The 21,329-nt window shown below is 42.1% G+C and carries 8 protein-coding genes; 7 read left to right on the forward strand and 1 reads right to left on the reverse strand.

Going from position 1 to position 21,329, the window contains the following annotated elements; genetic code table 11:
* Positions 1–27: 27 nt before the first annotated feature.
* Positions 28–1,203: a S1C family serine protease gene (locus tag CQ839_RS04670; RefSeq protein ID WP_258040624.1), complete on the forward strand. Its 1,176-nt coding sequence runs from the start codon at positions 28–30 to the stop codon at positions 1,201–1,203.
* Positions 1,204–1,272: 69 nt separating this feature from the next.
* On the opposite strand, the gene CQ839_RS04675 is transcribed toward CQ839_RS04670, so the two are convergent.
* The gene (locus CQ839_RS04675) at positions 1,273–1,758 is read right to left on the reverse strand and encodes a hypothetical protein (protein WP_103667114.1); all 486 of its coding nucleotides are present in this window, start codon (positions 1,756–1,758) and stop codon (positions 1,273–1,275) included.
* A 659-nt stretch (positions 1,759–2,417) separates the two neighbouring features.
* Between CQ839_RS04675 and CQ839_RS04680 the strand changes: the two genes are divergently transcribed.
* From CQ839_RS04680 to CQ839_RS04705, 6 genes are all read left to right on the forward strand, one after another.
* Complete coding sequence (locus CQ839_RS04680) at positions 2,418–4,250, forward strand: iron uptake porin (RefSeq protein WP_181016099.1); 1,833 nt, start codon at positions 2,418–2,420, stop codon at positions 4,248–4,250.
* Positions 4,251–4,517: 267 nt separating this feature from the next.
* Positions 4,518–5,903, forward strand: coding sequence for a cytochrome P450 (locus CQ839_RS04685; RefSeq protein ID WP_103667116.1), 1,386 nt, complete (start codon positions 4,518–4,520; stop codon positions 5,901–5,903).
* 204 nt (positions 5,904–6,107) lie between these two features.
* Entirely contained in the window at positions 6,108–11,540 is a 5,433-nt protein-coding gene (locus CQ839_RS04690; RefSeq protein ID WP_103667117.1) for an ATP-binding sensor histidine kinase, read from the forward strand.
* Positions 11,485–16,875 carry an ATP-binding sensor histidine kinase gene (locus CQ839_RS04695; protein WP_103667118.1) on the forward strand — a complete coding sequence of 1,797 codons (5,391 nt, stop codon included), beginning with the start codon at positions 11,485–11,487 and terminating at the stop codon, positions 16,873–16,875. The genes CQ839_RS04690 and CQ839_RS04695 overlap by 56 nt, the downstream gene beginning before the upstream one ends.
* 226 nt (positions 16,876–17,101) lie before the next feature.
* Positions 17,102–18,442 (forward strand): hybrid sensor histidine kinase/response regulator, encoded by a 1,341-nt coding sequence (locus tag CQ839_RS04700; RefSeq protein WP_103667119.1) that lies wholly within the window; start codon positions 17,102–17,104, stop codon positions 18,440–18,442.
* A 111-nt stretch (positions 18,443–18,553) separates the two neighbouring features.
* On the forward strand, positions 18,554–21,328 hold the full coding sequence (locus CQ839_RS04705) for a hybrid sensor histidine kinase/response regulator (RefSeq protein WP_103667120.1): 2,775 nt from the start codon (positions 18,554–18,556) through the stop codon (positions 21,326–21,328).
* Position 21,329 lies beyond the last annotated feature (1 nt).

The following is a 21,329-nucleotide window of genomic DNA, read 5'->3' on the forward strand; positions in this document are numbered from 1 at the left end:
ATTTTACTCCTTTTCATAAATGATCATTTGCAAGTCGCAATCAGGAAAAGGGCAACACTTCGTGTTGCCCTTTTCCTGATTGCGACAAATGGCTTAAACATTCATCGGAACCGTCCGATCGCGACTCTCGTCAAAACTGCCAGAACAGGAATTATCCAGACAGCAGAGAAAGCAGAGAAGCACATGAAAACCAGAGCGATCGCCTTGAGCCTAATATCGGCAATCTTAGTTAGCATTCCTAGCTTTAGCAAATCTGCCTCAGCCGCCCCCATCGATTTTGATACTGACGAAAAAATCACGATGGAAGTCTATCGTTCTGCGAATCCTGCGGTGGTAACGATTAAAACCACAACTAGCACAGGCTCAGGTAGCATCATTAGTCCCGACGGCTTAGTAATTACCAATGAACATGTAATTCGTGACGCAAAAAATGGCATTGTCAGAATTATTAATACTGAAGGTAAAACCTATAACGGGCAGGTTCTCACCATTGATCGCAAAAATGATTTAGCACTAGTTCGGATTACCTCTAGCGATCGCTTTCCGACCATAACATTCGCCGATCGCGAAAATATTCTAGTTGGTCAAAAGGTGTTTGCGATCGGTAGTCCCTTTGGCTTGTCTGGAACTCTTACCACGGGTATTCTTAGTCGTGTTGCGACCGATGGCGATCTGCAAACCGATGCCAGACTCAATCCTGGTAATTCTGGGGGGCCATTGCTCAATTCTCGTGGTGAAATGATTGGCGTGAACAAGGCAATTCTTAGCCCTGATGGTCGTTCCAATACTGGGATTGGCTTTGCAACGAGCGCCCCCATCGCTAAAGAATTTATCACCCGCAGCGCGGCGCTCATCCAGCCCAAAGCTGTAGCCAGTCTTCCTAATTCTCAAATTAATTCTCAAATCAAAGATGCTCCAGCAATGGCTCCCAAAACTGCCGCTCCAGCGATCGCATCTGTACGATTTGAACGTCCTCAATTAGGAGTAATTCTCAATCCTTCTAGTCTTACCGTTTATGAAGTGCGTCCCAATTCTCTCGCTAGTCAGATGGGTTTACAACGTGGCGATCGCCTTGTTAGTTTAAATGGCGCACCACTCACCGATGCGAAGCAAATAGTTGATTACCTAGCTCAGCGTCCATCGGTAGCCCTTTTGACCGTAGCCAGAAATACAGGCATTACCAACTATCAAATCAAGTTTTAATATAGTTTTTGATCAAACAAACCACAATAAATTTTTTAAAAGTGTTGCTTTACAACACTTTTAAAAAATTTATTGTGGTTTGGGATTGCGGCAATATTGTTGTAACTCCTGTTCTAAATCAATTCCGTTGTTACCAATAGAAATCAAATTTGCAGATGCAGCTTGGAATGCCGCATAATCTCCCTGATCTTGATCGCGCTTTGCTCTTGTCAATTTATCACCTAGCTCTTCAGCAAATTTTAGATAGCGTTCTTGTAAGGATTTGAGCTGTATATCTTCGACTTTAAGTGTCATTAAATCTTGTTTTAGGTTATTGATATAACGCAAAATCACCGACAATTCCGTCGTGTTCGATGCTCCTGCCGCTTTGTCGGTAATAGTTATAAATGCTTTACATTCAGAGGCTCTGTTCACCTTATCTATTACTTTTTCATTCGATTTAATGACCGAATTTATAGGCGAAGCAAAGGTATTGGTATACATCCCACAGGGAGTCAAGATTGCTCCAATTGCTATTACATTCAAAAGGGTAAGATTTAGTTTCGTTTGGAACATATATTTCTCTAATCTTTAGATAGCTAGGTACTTATACAAAGTAAATTACCCAAATTTGTAAGATTTTGCTACTAATAGCAATTCACAAAAGCGTGACCACACTTTTGTGAATTAAAACCCAAACCCAGCTAGAGTTTTAAAAACACGAAATGGTTACATTTGCGTTTCGGTATAAATGGGCGAATGAGGGGGCGAAGTTTTACAAATTTGGGTTTGTTATTAATTAAGTCCATCTACGTTAAATAGGGAAGAAAAAGAAAACTGTAAATGCCCAGATCTCTAACTTTTTCTTTGCAAGCACAGAGCAATCTTTTTGCCACAATAACTATAGTCAAAAGTCGGGGATTGCAATCTCTATTTTTTTAGTTGTTTAATCAAGAATTTGAATTCTTGAGATGCATTAGCCAAGAATTGAGGTTAGGGCGGCAAAAGCACAACTTTATTAATGTAGATAGGCTTAATAAAACCCAGAACCCGAAGAAGCTGATTCGCCCGCTTTGCGGGCGAATCAGCTTCTTCGGGTTTTATATTTAATTATGTTTACCTACTTAAACAAACTCTAAGAAACAAAAACTTGGTTGTAATCCTAAAAGGGTATTTAATAATTTCTATAGGTGAACAATCTTACAAAAATGTTGTGTGATGTGAGTGAAAAACAAATGAATGTCAAGATTTCTTCCACTCTGATAATACTATCTGCTGTCTTGAATGTCTTTTTAGATAGTGGGACTCAGGCTTTTGCACTAGAACCGCCCCAAGAGGGTAAAGTGCCCAAAGTCATAGAAACTTCTATGCCTGATCCATTAGAACAGCAGCGCGATCGCCTATCCAACTACAATGCTACGCCCGAATCAACGCAACCGATCGCCCAAATCACCTCTGTATCACAACTATCAGATGTAAAAACAACTGATTGGGCTTTTACCGCATTGCAAAGTCTGGTGGAGCGTTATGGCTGTATCGCAGGCTATCCTGACCGTACCTATCGCGGAAAACAAGCGATCGCCCGTTACGAATTTGCGGCGGGACTGAATGCCTGTTTAGATAAAATCAATGAAATAATCAGTGCAGGGCTAGCCGACAAAGTCAGTCAAGCAGATTTGGCAACCCTGAAAAAACTCCAAGAAGAATTTGCAGCTGAGCTATCAGTATTAAGGGGGAGGGTCGATGCTCTGGATGTGAAAACCAGCCGACTTGAAGCGCAGCAGTTTTCGACAACGACAAAGCTAAACGTTCTCAGTTCCTTCAACCTGAGTAGCTCGTTTAGTGGCGGAAATATTTTTGCAGAAGGATTGCCGATTTCTGGAAGCTCTCCTGTGGCTCGGTTTGCCGCGCGTAATCCATTTACTGGAAGTCCCATTGTTGGAACAATTACCGAAAAGCCAAATACCACCTTCAGTTATTCTAACTATCTTCTCCTTACTTCCTCGTTTACGGGAAAAGATTCACTGAATCTGATTTTAGCTATGGGGAATGGCAATCCGCCCGCTAGTGCCTATAGTTCAGCAGGTTTTTCTAGTACATTTGGTGTACCTTATGCCGATTCCAATCCCGTCGTACCTCTAGCCCCAAATAGCGTTGGTTTGTTTGAGCTGTTCTATAGTTTTCCCGTTAGTGATACGGTGAGGGTACAAGTTGGACCAAAGATCCTCCCTTTTCGTCAGTTTGATGTCAATCGCTTTACGTCAGTAATTAATGGCGCAGGAGGCTTAAACTCCTATCAAAGTACACTCGCTAATAGTGGGCTATCAGGAGCAGGGGCGATCGCTAGTTGGAGAATTTCCGATCAATTTTTGTTAAAAGCAGGCTATCTTGCGCGTAACGATGCCTCTTTTCTATACTTTGGTGGAGACAGTGCCAGCAATCCCAATCGCGGCTTATTCGGTGGTTCCAATCAGATTTTGACAGAGCTAACTTATTCGCCTAGCGATTCCACGAATTTTCGATTTCTCTACAGCCGTACCTATAACCAAGCACCTCCCGCTTCGCCCCTTGGTCAACCCAATCTGCCTTTCTTCTTAACCTATTCGGCGCGAGGAGTGGCTGATGATGGATTTGGCGGTAGATTACAAGACAGTACAGGTGACAATTTTGTCTTTAACTTTGATTGGTTACTAAATCAATCCTTTGGTTTATTTGGTCGCTATTCCTATAGTAGTTATCGCATTGCACCTGTAAATCTTGCGATCGCTGGTGGTAATGTCAATCTGCAAGCCTTCCAAGTTGGGCTAGCCTTTCCCGATCTTGGGAAGGAAGGAGCATTAGGCACGCTTTCGTTTACCATGCCATTTCAAGTACTTTCTGGACGAAACTTTCTCGTTGCTGGTAATGGTGATGGCGGCACACAATATGATTTAGAGCTAACGTATTCTTATCCGATTATGAGATTTATCACGCTTACGCCTTCGTTGTTTGCTACGTTTAATGCGAACAACTTTAGTAGTAACCCCACGATTTGGGGAGTGGTCTTTCGGACACAGTTCCTATTTTAGAAACCATTTAAGAATTGCCATAGATCCCCCCCAGCCCCCCTTAAAAAGGGGGGAGAATTAAATTCTTCCCCCTTTTTAAGGGGGATTGAGGGGGATCTCTTAGGGCTGTTAGCGCTAGAAAGTAATTCTTAAATAGTTTCTTAGAGTAGGTTTACAGAGCCTTGTGCTGAAGTAAAAACATGATTTTTGTTAAAAGTGTTGCTTTGCAACACTTTTAACAAAAATCATGGCTCGTTTGATCGCAAAATACTGTAGGAAGTAAAGAAGATGCCAGATCCCGTAGTTTGGTCTCATGAAGTTGCCAATGTACCGCTTCCACCTTTAGTAAAGGGATTGCCAATTTTGGGAAGCAGTTTGGAACTCGCAGATGATAGCCCCAAATTTTTTCTGAAACAATATCATGAGGTTGGAGCGATTTTCCGAGTTCGCGCCCTCGATCGCCAATTTACAGTAATTGCTGGCGTGGAAGCCAATCAGTTCGTCAACCAAGTTGGAACCGAGTTTCTTAGTGGAAAAGACTTTTGGCAAGATTTTGTCAAAGAATTGGGTGTTGAGGAGTTATTGGTCAGTTTAGATGGCGATCGCCACCAACAGCAGCGCCGATTTTTGAAATCAGGATATTCGCGCAACGCCATTATCTATGCTTTCCCAGAGACAATCCAATTAATCCAGTCTTTGACCTCCGATTTGCGATCGGGACAACGAATACAAGTTTTACCATTTTTTAAACGAATTATTTGCGAACAGTTGGGAATGCTGCTTGCCGATTGCTCTCCTGGAGAGTATTGTACAGATTTAGTTGATTTTTTACAGACAGCTCTAAATGTATTGGTGGTGCGGCAATCGCCATCATTTTTGCTGTGGAAGCCATCTTATAAACGTGCCAAGCGAAGGGTACTCGAATTAGCTCGCATCGCGATCGCTAAACGGCGCAACAGTGATGTTAAGCGGGAAAGACCAAATTTAATCGACGATCTAATTGCGGACTCCAAGACAATACATCCCATGTTCTCGGAAGCCGAATTGATTGCGGCAGCGGTTGGCCCATACCTTGCTGGCATAGATACGGTTGCGAATACCTGCTCTTTTATGCTCTATGCGTTGCTGAAATCTCCTGAAGTCATGGCAAAAGTGATGCAGGAAGTCGATCTGCTGTTTCGAGATGGTATACCCAGTGCGGAACAATTACGCGGGATGAGTGCTTTACACGGTACGGCGATGGAGACACTGCGGATGTATCCTGTGGCGGCAGCAATTCAACGCTATGCGATCGCGGATTTTGCATTTCAAGGCTATCGAGTGGAGGCGGGAACCCATGTGATCATTGCCACGACATTGCCCCATTTTTTGCCGCAATTCTTCCCAAATCCCAACAATTTTGACATCGATCGCTTTCATCCACCTCGCAGCGAACATAAGCAAAATGGTGCTTTTGCTCCTTTTGGGGCAGGCGCACATCTCTGCTTAGGTAACGGGTTAGCCGAAGTCCAAATCATGCTAACCATGGCGACGCTGTTACATCAGTTGGAGTTTTCCCTCGAATCTCCAGATTACATAATTCAACCAACTAACAATCCTACGCTTACCCCAGGCAACAAGTTTTATCTGCGTGTCCAACCTAGAAATTCTCATAATAAAAATTGGGTTGAGTGAAAGCAAGCCTAAGCTTGCTTTCACTCAACCCGATTTCTGTGGTGCGGAAAACACCAAAATCGGGCTCATAATGAGAACTGCGTCTGGGTAGGGGCAATTCATGAATTGCCCCTACGGTAAGATGAAGATGTCGGGACATTTTCTGCGTAAGTCCTACTACCTTTAAAAAATCATTCTTTTAAGGAGCGATAAGAAATCACAGTCATGTTTGAGATATCTGGCTACAAAATTAATTCGTTAATTTATGAAAGCGCTCTATCGAGCGTTTATAGAGGATATCGTGAGAGCGATTTCCAACCAGTTATCCTGAAAATCCTCAAATTGGAATACCCAACACCAGAGGCGATCGCGAGGTACAAATTAGAATACGAAATTTGTAAGCGGCTAAGTCATATTGAGGGCGTGATTAAAGCCTATGACTTTACGAAATACCAGCAATTTCGATGCATTACCTTTGAAGATTTTGGCGGTGAATCACTCCGCATCTTGAAGTCATCGCGCACCTTTAGTCTGGCAGAAATTCTCGCGATCGCAGTTCAAGTTGCTGGCATTCTCAGCGAAATTCATGGGGCGAATGTAATTCATAAAGATATCAATCCCTCCAATATCATTTTTAACCCTCGGACATCTCAAGTCAAAATTATTGATTTTAGTATCTCCAATATTTTGTTACGGGAAAATCCGACCATCCGCAATCCGAATACATTGGAAGGAACGCTTGCCTATATGTCACCAGAGCAGACAGGTCGGATGAACCGTACTCTCGACAACCGCAGCGATTTATATTCTTTGGGGGTGACCTTGTATGAACTTATCTGCGATCGCCTCCCTTTTGAATCTAATGATCTGATCGAGATGGTTCATTGCCATATTGCTAAGCTCCCCATCGATCCCTATAAACTAAATCCTGAGATTCCTAAACCTGTTTCAGATATTGTCATGAAGTTATTGGCAAAAACAGCAGAAGATCGCTATCAAAGTGCGCTGGGATTAAAAGCAGATTTAATGATTTGCAGCCAGCTCTTAGAAAGTAAAGGTGAAATCAGTGATTTTTTACTAGGTGAACAAGATGTTTCCGATAAGTTTCAAGTTTCACAGAAGCTTTATGGTAGGGAAAAAGAAATATGGCTATTACTAGCGGTATTTGAATGTCTGCATCTTGGCAAAGCTGAAGTCGTGATGGTTACGGGTTTCTCTGGTATTGGTAAATCAGTACTTGTGCATGAAATTTACAAACCAATTACCCAAAAGCGTGGTTACTTTATTTCGGGTAAGTTCGACCAGTTTCAACGCAATATTCCCTATAGTGCATTTGTGAATGCTTTTCGGGAACTGGTGGCACAGTTGCTGACCGAAACTAAAAGCGAACTGCAAATATGGCGCGATCGCTTACTAGATGCTTTGGGAAGTAATGCTCAAATCATTATTGATGTGATCCCCGATGTGGAAAAGATCGTTGGAAAGCAATCCGAAGTATTAGAACTCTTACCCAATGAAGCCCAGAATCGGTTCAATTTAGTTTTTCAGAATTTCGTGCGGGTGTTTACGAAACCAGAACATCCACTTGTGATTTTTTTAGACGATCTTCATTGGGCTGACTTGGCTTCTCTAAAGCTTTTACAGTTATTAGTCACTTCTAGCGATAGTCAATTTCTCTACTTTATCGGAGCCTATCGCAATAATGAAGTAGATGCAATTCATCCATTAAGTTTAACCTTGAATAAGATTGCGGTAACGGGAATATCAATCAACGAAATTTTCTTATCCCCTCTAGAGAAATCAAATGTTTATGAATTGGTGGCTGACACCCTGAAATGTGATCTCAAAACCGTTCAACCACTTGCCGAACTCGTCTTTCAAAAAACCGCTGGCAATCCATTTTTTATTAACGAATTTCTGAAATCACTATATGCTGAAGGTTTAATCAATTTCGATCTGAAGCATGGTACTTGGCGATGGGATTTAAGCCAAATTCAGTCCGCCGACTTTACCGATAATGTAGTTGAGTTGATGTCGGGGAAAATTCAGAAGTTAGCGCCTGAGTCTCAGGAAATCATCCAAATCGCCGCCTGTATTGGTAACCATTTTGATTCTCAAACTCTAGCGATCGCTGCCAATCGTCCACATATAAAAGTTATCCAAGATCTCTTACCTGTCTTAACCGAAGGGTTGATCTTACCGCTAACATCGAACTACAAGTTTGCGATCGTTGATACCGACAACGATCTTTCAGAAAGTTTTTTGGTTGACTATAAGTTTCTGCACGATCGCGTCCAGCAAGCAGCTTATGTACTGATTCCCGAATCTGAGAAGCAAGTTACGCATCTTAAAATTGGTCGCCAGTTACTCAAGAAAATTCGCAGACAACAATCAAATTCAAATTCAAATTCAAATGGAGAAGGTTTAGCGATCGAGGAGGAAGTATTTCGGATCGCGAACCATCTAAATACGGGAATGGGATTGATTACCGATCCCCAAGAACGGCTCGAATTAGCAGACCTAAATTTGATTGCAGGTAAAAAAGCCAAAGATTCTAATGCCTATGCCGATGCCCAAAAATATCTAGCGATCGGTATTGGTCTATTGCCAGACTCTGCATGGGAAATGCACTATCCGCTGTCGCTGAGACTTTATGAGGCTGCGGCTGAATCAGCCTATTTGAATGCTGAATTTGATGAGTGCCATCGCTTAGTTGATCGCATCGTGCACCATGCTAAGCATATTCTCGATACGATTAAGTCCTACAAAGTCAAGATTAATGCCTATACAGCCCAGAAAAAGTTTCGCGAAGTTCCCACAACGGTTAATTCGATCCTGATTCGTTTGGGCGAACCAATTCCACCTTTCCCGAATGAGTTGCAGGTTGGTTGGGAACTCATTGGTACGGAGCTACGCACGCGCTTATTTAGGATCGATGACTGGAGAGGTTTACCAATCATGAACGATCCTTACAAACTAGCGGCGATCAGTATTATGAACTCACTTGCGGCGGCAAGTATCAATTTAAATCCTTTACTCATAGGTATGGTGATTCTTCGCATTGTGAACATGACTCTGCGATATGGACTCTCACCAGATGCACTAATTCAAGGCTCGGCTTATGGATTAGTGCGATGGATGGCTTTTCAAGATATAGAAGGTAGCTATCGGATGGGACTAGTGAGTTTGCAATTAATCGAAAAGATGAATATGCAATCTGGAATTTCTATGGCAGTCATTGCCTTTGAGACCTGTTTAAGACATTGGAAAGAACATCTCCGAAAATCTCTGCCCAACTTGCTAAAATCACTACAAATGAGCATTGAACTTGGTGAATATGAAGTTACAGGGTTTGGCATTCTTGGTTACTGTATCCATCGTTTTTTTGTCGGCGATCCCTTAGTATCAGTAATTCAAGATTTTCAAAACTATGAGGCTTCCCTTTTACATAAAATCAAGCAGCCCTATATTATCGATCAATTTCGAGCTTGGCATCAGCTAGCCCTCAATTTTGCAGGATTGGGAGAGAATATGCCATTTCTTGTTGGGACGGCTCTAGACGAGTTCGAGCTTCTCCCCACTTTTTTGGCAGAAAAAAATGGAATTCCAATTTACTATACTTGCACGGCTAAGGGCATATCACACTATTTTTTTTATGAATACAAGGCAGCGATCGCGACCTTTGAGCAAGCCACACCTTTTTCGCAATCTATTGTTAGTGCGTTCGGAGGTTCCCAGCATAACTTCTATCAATCCCTTGCTTGTTTGGGTTTCTGTAGGCATTTGCTGCGATCTTCCCGTCACGCTTATCTCAAGATAGTTGCGAAAAACCAGAAAAAAATGCAGCGTTGGGCAAAACATTGTCCGATGAATTTTCAACATAAATATGATTTGGTGGAAGCAGAAAGATTTGCCATACTTGGGCAGCAATCACAGGCGATGGAATATTACGATCGCGCCATCAAAGGCGCAAGAGAAAATGAATATATTCAAGAAGAAGCTCTAGCCAACGAACTGGCTGCGAAGTTTTATCTCCAAAAGCATAGAGATAAGATCGCCCAATCTTATTTCGCTGATGCGGTCTCTTGCTATCAGAGTTGGGGCGCGATCGCTAAAGTAAATCACCTGAAAGAGACCTATTTGCAATTTTCCAGCCGCAAGTTCGATCCACGTCAAGATACGCTTACTCTCTCCTCAGATCTAAGCCGATCATCTACGTTTAGAAGTGGACATACGGGAATTGATTTAGCATCAGTAATTAAGACCTTCCAAATACTATCCGATGAGATCGACTTAACGAAGCTATTGTCAAAACTAATGAAGATATTGATTGAAAATGCAGGAGCAGAAGTTGGATATTTAATATTAGAAAGCGAAAACGGACTCAAGATAGAAGCGATTGGCAATGCAGGAAGAGATGAGATAGAAATATTGGGATCACGAGCGATGGAAAATGCGATTCCAGTATCGATCATCAACTTTGTCGCACGGACGTTAGAGAGCATCGTACTAGGAAATGCCACCCAAGAAGGAAAATTCACAGGAGATGCGTATATCCAAAAGCATCAGCCAAAATCATTATTATGTATGCCATTAATCAATCAAGGAGAACTAGCAGGCATACTCTACCTAGAAAACGCCCTCGTAACCGAAGCATTTACAACCGAACGGCTCAAAATCCTAGCATTACTATCGAGCCAAGCCGCGATCGCAATCAACAACGCACGTTTATACAGCAACCTGAAGCAATTTAACGAAAACTTAGAACAACTAGTCAGCGAACGAACCCAAGAACTATCACAAGCGCTGAGCAACCTCAAATCAGCACAAACAGAATTAGTTAAATCAGAAAAGATGGCAGCATTAGGAGGATTAGTGGCAGGGATCGCGCATGAGATCAACACACCAATAGGAATAAGCGTAACAGCCGCATCATTAATCACCGATAAAATCCAAGAACTAACAGAATCCCTACAAAAGGGAACACTAAAACGATCAGAACTAGATAAATTGATGGAGACCTTAAAACAAAGTAGCAAGATCGTGCTGTCTAATTTAAATCGAGCAGCAGAACTGATCCAGAGCTTTAAGCAAGTAGCAGTCGATCAGTCCAGTGAAGAAAGGAGAAGATTCAACCTCAAAGACTACCTTGAAGAAATTCTACTCAATCTCAAGCCGAAACTCAAACGCACAAAAATCAACGTCCAAATAGAATGCGCGGAAAATATAATCCTAGATAGTTATCCAGGACTGATATCACAGATCGCGACCAACTTAGTCATGAACTCCTTAAGTCATGCATACGATGCCGAAGACAAAGGCACGATCCACTTTGCCATAACGCAGGAACAACAACAGCTAAACTTTGAATATAGCGATGATGGGAAGGGCATAGCCCCCGATAATATCGGCAAGATATTTGACCCATTTTATACAACTAAACGGGGACAGGGAGGGAGTGGATTAGGACTGCATATTGTTTACAATCTGGTTACCCAAAAACTACAGGGTAGCATTACCTGCGAGAGTCAAGTTGGCGTAGGGACTAAATTTATTATGCAAATTCCCCTCACAGGTCAAGCATTCAGCGATTCTCCCAGAGATGAGTTTGATGATCGCGATCGAAGACAAAGAGAGGAGGAAAATATTCATGTTTGAGATATCTGGCTACAAAATTAATTCGTTAATTTATGAAAGTGCTCTATCGATTGTGTATAGAGGATATCGTGAGAGCGATTTCCAACCAGTTATCCTGAAAATCCTCAAATTGGAATACCCAACACCAGAGGCGATCGCGAGGTACAAATTAGAATACGAAATTTGTAAGCGGCTAAGTCATATTGAGGGCGTGATTAAAGCCTATGACTTTACGAAATACCAGCAATTTCGATGCATTACCTTTGAAGATTTTGGCGGTGAATCACTCCGCATCTTGAAGTCATCGCGCACCTTTAGTCTGGCAGAAATTCTCGCGATCGCAGTTCAAGTTGCTGGCATTCTCAGCGAAATTCATGGGGCGAATGTAATTCATAAAGATATCAATCCCTCCAATATCATTTTTAACCCTCGGACATCTCAAGTCAAAATCGTTGATTTTGGCATCTCTAATATTTTGTCGCGGGAAAATCCGACCATCCGCAATCCGAATATGTTGGAAGGAACGCTTGCCTATATGTCGCCAGAGCAGACAGGACGGATGAACCGTACTCTCGACAACCGCAGTGATTTATATTCTTTGGGGGTGACCTTGTATGAACTTATCTGCGATCGCCTCCCTTTTGAATCCAATGATCCGCTCGAATTAGTCCATTGCCATATTGCCAAGCTCCCCGTTGATCCCTATAAACTAAATCCTGAGATTCCTAAATCTGTTTCAGATATTGTCATGAAACTATTGGCAAAAACAGCAGAAGATCGCTATCAAAGTGCATTGGGATTAAGAGCAGATTTAATGATTTGCAGCCAGCTCTTAGAAAGTAAAGGTGAAATCACTGATTTTTTACTAGGTGAACAAGATGTTTCCGATAAGTTTCAAGTTTCACAGAAGCTTTATGGTAGGGAAAAAGAAATATGGCTATTACTAGCGGCATTTGCCTGTCTGAACCTTGGCAAAGCTGAAGTCATGATGGTTACGGGTTTCTCTGGTATTGGTAAATCAGTGCTTGTGCATGAAATTTACAAACCAATTACCCAAAAGCGTGGTTACTTTATTTCGGGTAAGTTCGACCAGTTTCAACGCAATATTCCCTATAGTGCGCTTGTGAATGCTTTTCGGGAACTGATGACGCAACTGCTGACCGAAACAGAAAGCGAACTGCAAGCATGGAGAAAGCGCTTGCTGGAGGCTTTGGGAAGTAATGCTCAAATCATCATTGATGTGATCCCCGAAGTTGAAAAGATTACTGGCAAGCAAGCGGCAGCATTAGAACTTCCACCCACCGAAGCCCAGAATCGTTTCAATTTAGTTTTTCAGAACTTTGTGCGCGTGTTTACGAAACCAGAACATCCACTTGTGATTTTTTTAGATGATCTCCAGTGGGCTGATGTCGCTTCTTTAAAACTGCTGCAACTACTTGTTACTGCCTCAGATAGTCAGTTTCTCTACTTTATCGGAGCCTATCGCAATAATGAAGTAGATGCAATTCATCCCTTAAGTTTGACCCTGAATGAGATTGCGGCAACGGGAACCGCCATCAACAACATCTTTCTATCACCTCTAGAGCGATCGGATGTCTATGATCTAGTGTCTGACACTTTGAAAAGTGATTGCGCAATGATCAAACCTCTCGCCGAACTCGTCTTCCAAAAAACCGCTGGCAATCCATTTTTTATTAACGAATTTCTGAAATCACTATATGCTGACGGCTTGATTGATTTTGATTTAAAAAATCGTACTTGGCGATGGGATTTAAGCCAAATCCAGTCAGCTGACTTTACTGATAATGTGGTTGAGTTGATGTCGGGGAAAATACAAAAGTTGACACCCGATGCTCAGAAAATTATCCAAATCGCAGCCTGTATTGGCAATCATTTTGATTCTCAAACCCTAGCAATTGCTGCGGATCGTCCACATCGACTGGTGCTGCAAGATCTATTACCTGTTTTAACCGAAGGTTTGATTTTGCCGCTCACCACCAACTACAAATTCGCGATTGTTGATATCGATAATGATTTTTCGGAAGATTTTTTAATTGACTACAAATTTCTCCATGATCGGGTTCAGCAAGCAGCTTATGTGCTGATTCCTGAATCTGACAAACAAATTACGCATCTTAAAATCGGTCGCCAGTTGCTCAAGAAAATTCGCAAGCAACAAGCAAATGGAGAAAGTATAGCGATCGAAGAGGAAGCATTTCGGATCGCAAACCATCTAAATATGGGAATGGGATTGATTACCGATTCCCAAGAACGACTCGAATTAGCTGAGCTAAATCTGAGCGCAGGTAAAAAAGCCAAGGCTTCAAACGCTTATGCCGATGCCCAGAAGTACCTAGCGATCGGTATTGGGCTGTTGCCAGATTCTGCATGGGAAATTCACTATCCACTTACGTTGAGACTCTATGAGGCTGCGGCCGAATCAGCTTATTTGAACATAGACTTTGATGAGTGCCATCGCTTAGTCGATCGCATCGTACACCATGCCAAGCATATTCTCGATACGATTAAGTCCTACAAAGTCAAGATTAATGCTTATACAGCCCAGAGGAGATTTTATGAAGTTCCCACAACTGTAAATTCCATTCTAATTCGTTTAGGTGAACCGATTCCACCTTTTCCAAACGAATTGCAGGTCGGGGTGGAACTCCTACGAACAGAGCTACGAACGCGCTTATTGGGGATCAAGGACTGGACAAGTTTACCAACGATGACCGATCCATACAAAATTGCGGCGGTTTATATTATGACCACAATCGCGACCTCTGCAATTAATTTGAATCCTTTACTCGTAGGTGTCGTGATTCTCCGCATCGTGAATTTGTCACTAAAATATGGAGTTTCGCCAGATTCGCTGATTCAAGGAGCCGCCTATGGACTAATCCGCTGGATCGCTTTTCAAGATATCGAAGGTAGCTACAAAACTGGGATAGTTAGTTTGCAATTAATTGAACAAAATAACATTCGAGCTGGTGCATCTTTATCAATCGTAGCCTTTGAAGCCTGTCTGAGGCATTGGAAAGAACACCTAAGGGAGTCAATACCCAATTTGCGAAATGCAATACAACTTGGCATCGAACTTGGCGAATATGAATCCATAAGCTTTGGGGTGTCGGCGTACTGTCTCCATCGTTTTTTTGTCGGCGATCCTTTAGCCTTGGTTATTCAAGATTTTCAAAATTATGATGACTTACTATTAAATAAAATCAAACAACCGCAAATTGTCGATCAACACCGAGCTATGCATCAACTTGCCCTCAATTTTGCAGGACTAGGAGAGAATATACCATTTCTTGTTGGTACGGCTCTAAACGAGCTTGATCTTCTTCCCACCTTTGTCGCAGAAAAGAATGGAATTCCGATTTACTATACTTGTACTGCTAAGGGCATATCGCACTATTTCTTTTATGACTACAAAGCGGCGATCGCGGCTTTTGAGCAGGCTATTCCTTACTCACGATCCTTGGCTTGTGCGATCGGATTAGCGCAGAATAATTTCTATCTATCTCTTGCTTGTTTGGGCTTGTGCAAAAAATTACCGAGATCTTCCCGTCACACTTATCTCAAGATAGTTGCGAAAAATCAGAAAAACATGCAGCGTTGGGCAAAACACTGTCCGATGAACTTTCAACATAAATACGATTTGGTGGAAGCAGAAAAATTCGCTTTATTAGGGCAGCAAATTGACGCAATGGCTTCCTACGATCGCGCCATCAAAGGGGCAAGAGAAAATGAATATATTCAAGAAGAAGCTCTAGCCAATGAACTGGCTGCGAAGTTTTATCTCCAAAAGCATAGAGATAAGATCGCCCAAACTTATTTTGCCGATGCGGTCTCTTGCTATCAGAGTTGGGGAGCGATCGCAAAAGTAAAGCACTTGCAAGAGAACTATGTACAATTTACCAACCGCAAGTTTACTTCTAGCAAAGACACTCAGATCTTAGATAACAGCTACTCTAATCTAAGCACAACCACGATGCTAGCTACGAATAGATCGATGGGAATTGATTTAGCATCAGTAATTAAGACCTTCCAAATACTATCCGATGAGATCGACTTAACGAAGCTATTGTCAAAACTAATGAAGATATTGATTGAAAATGCAGGAGCAGAAGTTGGATATTTAATATTAGAAAGCGAAAACGGACTCAAGATAGAAGCGATCGGGAATGCAGGAAGAGATGAGATAGAAATATTGGGATCGCGAGCGATGGAAAATACGATTCCAGAGTCGATCATCAACTTTGTCGCGCGGAGCTTAGAGAGCGTCGTACTAGGAAATGCCACCCAAGAAGGAAAATTCACAGGAGATGTATATATCCAAAAGCATCGACCAAAATCATTATTATGTATGCCATTAATCAATCAAGGAGAACTAGCAGGGATACTCTACCTAGAAAACGCCCTCGTAACCGAAGCATTTACAACCGAACGCCTCAAAATCCTAGCGTTACTATCAAGCCAAGCCGCGATCGCCATCAACAACGCACGTTTATACAGCAACCTGAAACAGTTTAACGAAAACTTAGAACAACTAGTCAGCGAACGAACCCAAGAACTATCACAAGCGCTGACCAACCTCAAATCAGCACAAACAGAATTAGTTAAATCAGAAAAGATGGCAGCATTAGGAGGATTAGTGGCAGGCATCGCCCATGAGATCAATACACCAATAGGAATAAGCGTAACAGCCGCATCATTAATCACCGATAAAATCCAAGAACTAACAGAATCCCTACAAAAGGGAACACTAAAACGATCAGAACTAGATAAATTGATGGACACCTTAGAACAAAGCAGCAAAATCGTGCTGTCTAATTTAAATCGAGCAGCAGAACTGATCCAGAGCTTTAAGCAAGTAGCAGTCGATCAGTCCAGTGAAGAAAGGAGAAGATTCAATTTCAAAGACTACCTTGAAGAAATTCTACTCAATCTAAAGCCAAAACTCAAACGCACAAAAATCAACGTCCAAATAGAATGCGCGGAAAATATAATCCTAGATAGTTATCCAGGACTGATATCACAGATCGCGACCAACTTAGTGATGAACTCCTTAAGTCATGCATACGATGCCGAAGACAAAGGCACGATCCACTTTGCCATAACGCAGCAAAAACACCAGCTAAACTTTGAATATAGCGATGATGGGAAGGGAATCGGTCCCGATAATATCGGCAAGATATTTGACCCATTTTATACAACAAAACGGGGACAGGGAGGGAGTGGTTTAGGACTGCATATTGTTTACAATCTGGTTACCCAAAAGTTACAAGGTACTATTACCTGCGAGAGCCAAGTTGGCGTAGGGACTAAATTTATTATGCAAATTCCATTGTGATCATTATGATTATTATGCAGATTCATTTATGATTGTAGTTATAGATTTTTAAGTTTAAGAAATCATTTAAGAATTGAGCTAGATCCCCGAGTCCCCCTTAAAAAGGGGGGAGAATTAAATTCCTCCCCCTTTTTAAGGGGAAGTGAGGGGGATCTCTTGGAGCTTTTGACCGCAGAAAGTAATTCTTAAATGGTTTCTAATACATTCACGCCAATTCAAATTTTCCATGGTTGATGATGAGCTAATGATTGATGACATGATGGAATTTGCTGATGAAGATGAAATTAGTCAAGTTTCATCATATAGTCTAGAGTCATGGAAAGTTCTGATCGTTGATGATGAAGTAGAAATTCACAACATCACGCGACTTGCCTTAGAAGATTTTAACTTTGATAAGAAAAGGCTACAATTTTTAAGTGCTTATTCAGGTGCCGAAGCTCGACGGATGATGACCGAAAATCCTGATATTGCAGTTGTTTTGCTAGATGTGATTATGGAATCTGATGATGCAGGTTTAATCACAGCAAAGTACATCCGCGAAACACTCCAAAATAGAGCGGTGCGGATTATTTTGCGCACAGGACAGCCAGGACAAGTACCCGAACGACAAGCAATCGTCGATTATGATATCGATGACTACAAGACTAAAACGGAATTTACTTCACAAAAGTTGTTCACCACGATTATTACGGCTCTGCGATCGTACAAGGCATATACATCCTTAGCAGCCTTAAATGCCAATCTAGATCACGCTAATGCAGAACTCATTCGAGCTAACAAGCTAAAAGATGAATTTCTAGCCACTATGAACCATGAATTACGCACTCCACTCAATGGAATCTTAGGTATGGCTGAATGCTTGTATGAAGAAATTTTTGGCGCAATTAATCCGAGCCAAAAGGATGCGATCGAAACGATTCAAAGCAGTGGTAATCATTTACTAGAATTGATTCAAGATATTCTCGATGTCTCCCAAATTATGGCAGGTATGATAAAGCTAGACATCAAAACTATTGCGATCGCTGATTTGTGCAACTCTAGTTTGGAACTGGTGCAACAACAAGCTCTCAAAAAACAAATTCAACTAACTACAAGTGTATTCTCAAATACTGAAGTTATTGCAGTTGATCAGCTTCGCATCAGACAAGTATTATTCAATTTACTTGATAATGCAGTTAAATTTACTCCTGCGGGAGGCAAGGTAAGTCTTGATGTCAGAATAGTAAATGATCCTTCTAGGGAGATTGCTATCACTCACCCTATGGCAAATAGCTCTTGGATTAAGTTTTCAGTTGCAGATACAGGAATTGGCATTGATTCAAGCGATCGCGATAAGCTGTTTAAACCATTTATTCAGCTTGATAGTGGACTCAACCGCAAGTACGAAGGCTCAGGATTAGGATTGGTAATTGTAAAGGAAATCGTAAAACTCCACGGTGGTTCTGTTGATTTTAATAGCCAGATTGGTCAAGGCAGTTGTTTTATAATACTTCTACCTTACAGGGATAGCAGCACTCTCAACACTCCAAAAGATCACAGTGCTTTGAGCGCAAACCCGAGCCAATAAATTTTTAAAGGAGTTAATTTGCAACACTTTTAAAAATTTGTTGCGGGTCTTTTGACTGTAAATTGCTGTAAAAAGTCTTTATTTCTTTCTCTTTTAGGTTAGTCATCTGCTATGTCTTCTTCGGCTAAACATTCCATTCCCAAATTCATTCATCGTATTCCTCTGCGGGCTATTCTGATTGTGCCGTTTGTCCTACAAATCTTTGCCGCCGTTGGACTGACAGGCTATCTCTCACTCCGCAATGGGCAGAAGGCGGTGAATGAGCTTGTTGATCTATTACAGAAAGAAACGACTTTTAGAGTTAGCGAAAGAGTTCAGGACTACTTAGAGGCACCACATTTAGTCAATCAGATTAACGAGGATGCGGCCCAAACAGGAGTGTTGGATTTCAATGACCTTGAGAGTAATAGAAACTACTTTTGGAGACAGGTTCTCCGTTTTAAGTCGATTGGTCATGTGGGACTGGCTAACGAAAAAGGTCAATATCTGCGTGTGGGTTGGGTAAACCGTTGGGTCGGTTCTGAGGAACCTCAACTTGCCGTGAAACCGACGCTAGGAATTGGCGATTTTTTGTATTACAAACTTGACAAGAATGGTAATCCCACTACAGTTGCGAAGACTGTGCCTAATTATGATGTTCGCAAGCGTCCTTTTTATAAGGCTGCTCTCAAAAACAATAGCGCCGCTTGGAGTGATGTGTATATTAATGCTGGCTATGGTTCGCTACAAATTAATGCCAGTTCCCCATACTACGACAAACAGGGGAATTTTATTGGTGTGCTTACTTGTCAGATGGGGCTAGATCAGATTCGTGGATTTTTGCAAACTTTACAGATAGGCAAATCTGGCAAAGTGTTCATAATTGAGCCATCTGGTGAACTAATTGCAACTTCCATCCCCAACGAACTCCTAACCGTCGGTAAAGGTGAAACTCAACAGCGTCTGAAAGCGCAGAATAGTAGTAATCCGATCGCCCGTAAAAGTATAGAATCTCTCACCGAACGCATCAAGAATTTGGATGACCTTCGCGAAGGAACCCAGTTGGATTTTCAGTTAGATGGTCAAAGATACTTTCTGAAAGTATCTCCAATGAGGGATGCCTATGGGCTTAACTGGCTGACGGTGGTTGTAGTTCCCGAAGCTGACTTCATGGCTCAAATCGAAGCAAATACGCACACTACGATTTTTTTATGTTTAGGAGCCTTGGGCTTGGCGACTATTCTGGGGATTTATACTTCGCGTTGGATTGTGCGCCCGATCCTGAAATTGCAGCAGGCTAGTGAAGCGATCGCCTCTGGAGAACTTGATCGCATCGTTGAAGTCGAAGGCATTAACGAACTCGAAGGATTGGCGCGATCGTTTAATCAAATGGCGACCCAACTTAATAACTCTTTTACAGCCCTCGAAGATCGCGTCGCTGATCGCACTATCGAACTACAACAAGCCAAACTTGTTGCCGACAACGCCAACCAAGCCAAGAGCGAATTTCTCGCCAACATGAGTCACGAATTGCGAACACCCCTAAATGGCGTTCTCGGTTATGCTCAAATTTTGGCTCGTTCCAAGACCTTAGCAGACAAAGACCGTCATGGAGCCAACATCATTTATCAATGCGGTTCCCATTTGCTTAATTTGATCAACGATGTTCTGGATATTGCTAAAATCGAAGCCCGCAGATTAGAGCTATCTCCCCAAGCTCTACATTTACCTGCACTGCTCCAAGGAGTCGTCGAAATTTGCCAGATCCGCGCTGACCAGAAAGGAATTGACTTCCACTACGAATCAGAGCCGAACTTACCACTAGGGATCGAAGCCGATGAGAAGCGGTTACGCCAAGTTTTGATTAACCTCTTGGGTAATGCGATCAAATTTACAGATAGAGGTAGTGTGACTTTGCGAGTTGAGCAATTGTCCTCAGATACTCAAACTGATACTCAATCGACGAGACTACGTTTCTGGGTCGCTGATACTGGCGTGGGTATTGCTCCAGAATATGTCAACAATCTATTCCAAGCATTTCAGCAAGTGGGCGATAAAACTCGCCAAGCCGAAGGCACAGGGTTGGGATTAGCGATTAGTCAGCAGATCGTGCAGTTAATGGGTGGACAGATCCAAGTTAAGAGCCAAATCGGTGTTGGTAGTGAGTTCTTCTTTGAAGTCGAGGTGCCTTTAGCTTTGGATTGGAGTCGTCAGCAAACAATGCTGATGAACAACATCGTCGGCTATGAAGGAGCGCGTCGCCAGATTTTGTTGGTGGACGATCGCTGGGAAAATCGAGCTGTGTTGATGAATTTGTTGGAACCCATCGGTTTTGCGATCGCCGAAGCGGAAAATGGACAGGATGCACTGAATCAAATGCAGCAGAAATTACCAGATTTAGTGATTACTGACTTAGTAATGCCTGTCATGGATGGCTTTGAATTCGTGAAACAATTGAGAAGCGATCCAGAAAAACAATCGCTCAAAGTGATTGTTTCCTCAGCATCGGTATCTCAACTTGATCGACAAATGAGCCTAGATGCAGGTGGGGATGATTTCTTGGCAAAACCTGTGCAAGTGGATGAGCTGTTGACTTTGCTAGCTCAGCATCTGCAACTTACTTGGCAATATGACGAAACCAAGTTAGACTCTGCATTGATCAGTAATAAAGTTTCCACTACTGAGATGATTGCGCCTCCAATCAACGACTTGCAAATTTTAATGGAACTGGCACAGGATGGTCTTTTGCGGAAACTTGCCGAGACTGCCGAGAAGATTGCACAAAAAAGCGAGAGTTACCAACCTTTTGTTCAACGTCTTCTCCAATTGACAAAGCAACTCCAGCCCGAAAAGATCGAGTCATTTATTCAACCATACCTCACCAATGAAAGGACTGTGGATGATTAAT

This window comes from Pseudanabaena sp. BC1403 (assembly GCF_002914585.1).
GTDB lineage: Bacteria > Cyanobacteriota > Cyanobacteriia > Pseudanabaenales > Pseudanabaenaceae > Pseudanabaena.

Bases quoted from the DNA above. Each gene is read 5' to 3' on its own strand.
- CQ839_RS04675 (WP_103667114.1), bottom strand. From the start codon at position 1,758: ATGTTCCAAACGAAACTAAATCTTACCCTTTTGAATGTAATAGCAATT.
- CQ839_RS04680 (WP_181016099.1), top strand. From the start codon at position 2,418: ATGAATGTCAAGATTTCTTCCACTCTGATAATACTATCTGCTGTCTTG.
- CQ839_RS04685 (WP_103667116.1), top strand. From the start codon at position 4,518: ATGCCAGATCCCGTAGTTTGGTCTCATGAAGTTGCCAATGTACCGCTT.
- CQ839_RS04690 (WP_103667117.1), top strand. From the start codon at position 6,108: ATGTTTGAGATATCTGGCTACAAAATTAATTCGTTAATTTATGAAAGC.
- CQ839_RS04695 (WP_103667118.1), top strand. From the start codon at position 11,485: ATGAGTTTGATGATCGCGATCGAAGACAAAGAGAGGAGGAAAATATTC.
- CQ839_RS04700 (WP_103667119.1), top strand. From the start codon at position 17,102: ATGGTTGATGATGAGCTAATGATTGATGACATGATGGAATTTGCTGAT.
- CQ839_RS04705 (WP_103667120.1), top strand. From the start codon at position 18,554: ATGTCTTCTTCGGCTAAACATTCCATTCCCAAATTCATTCATCGTATT.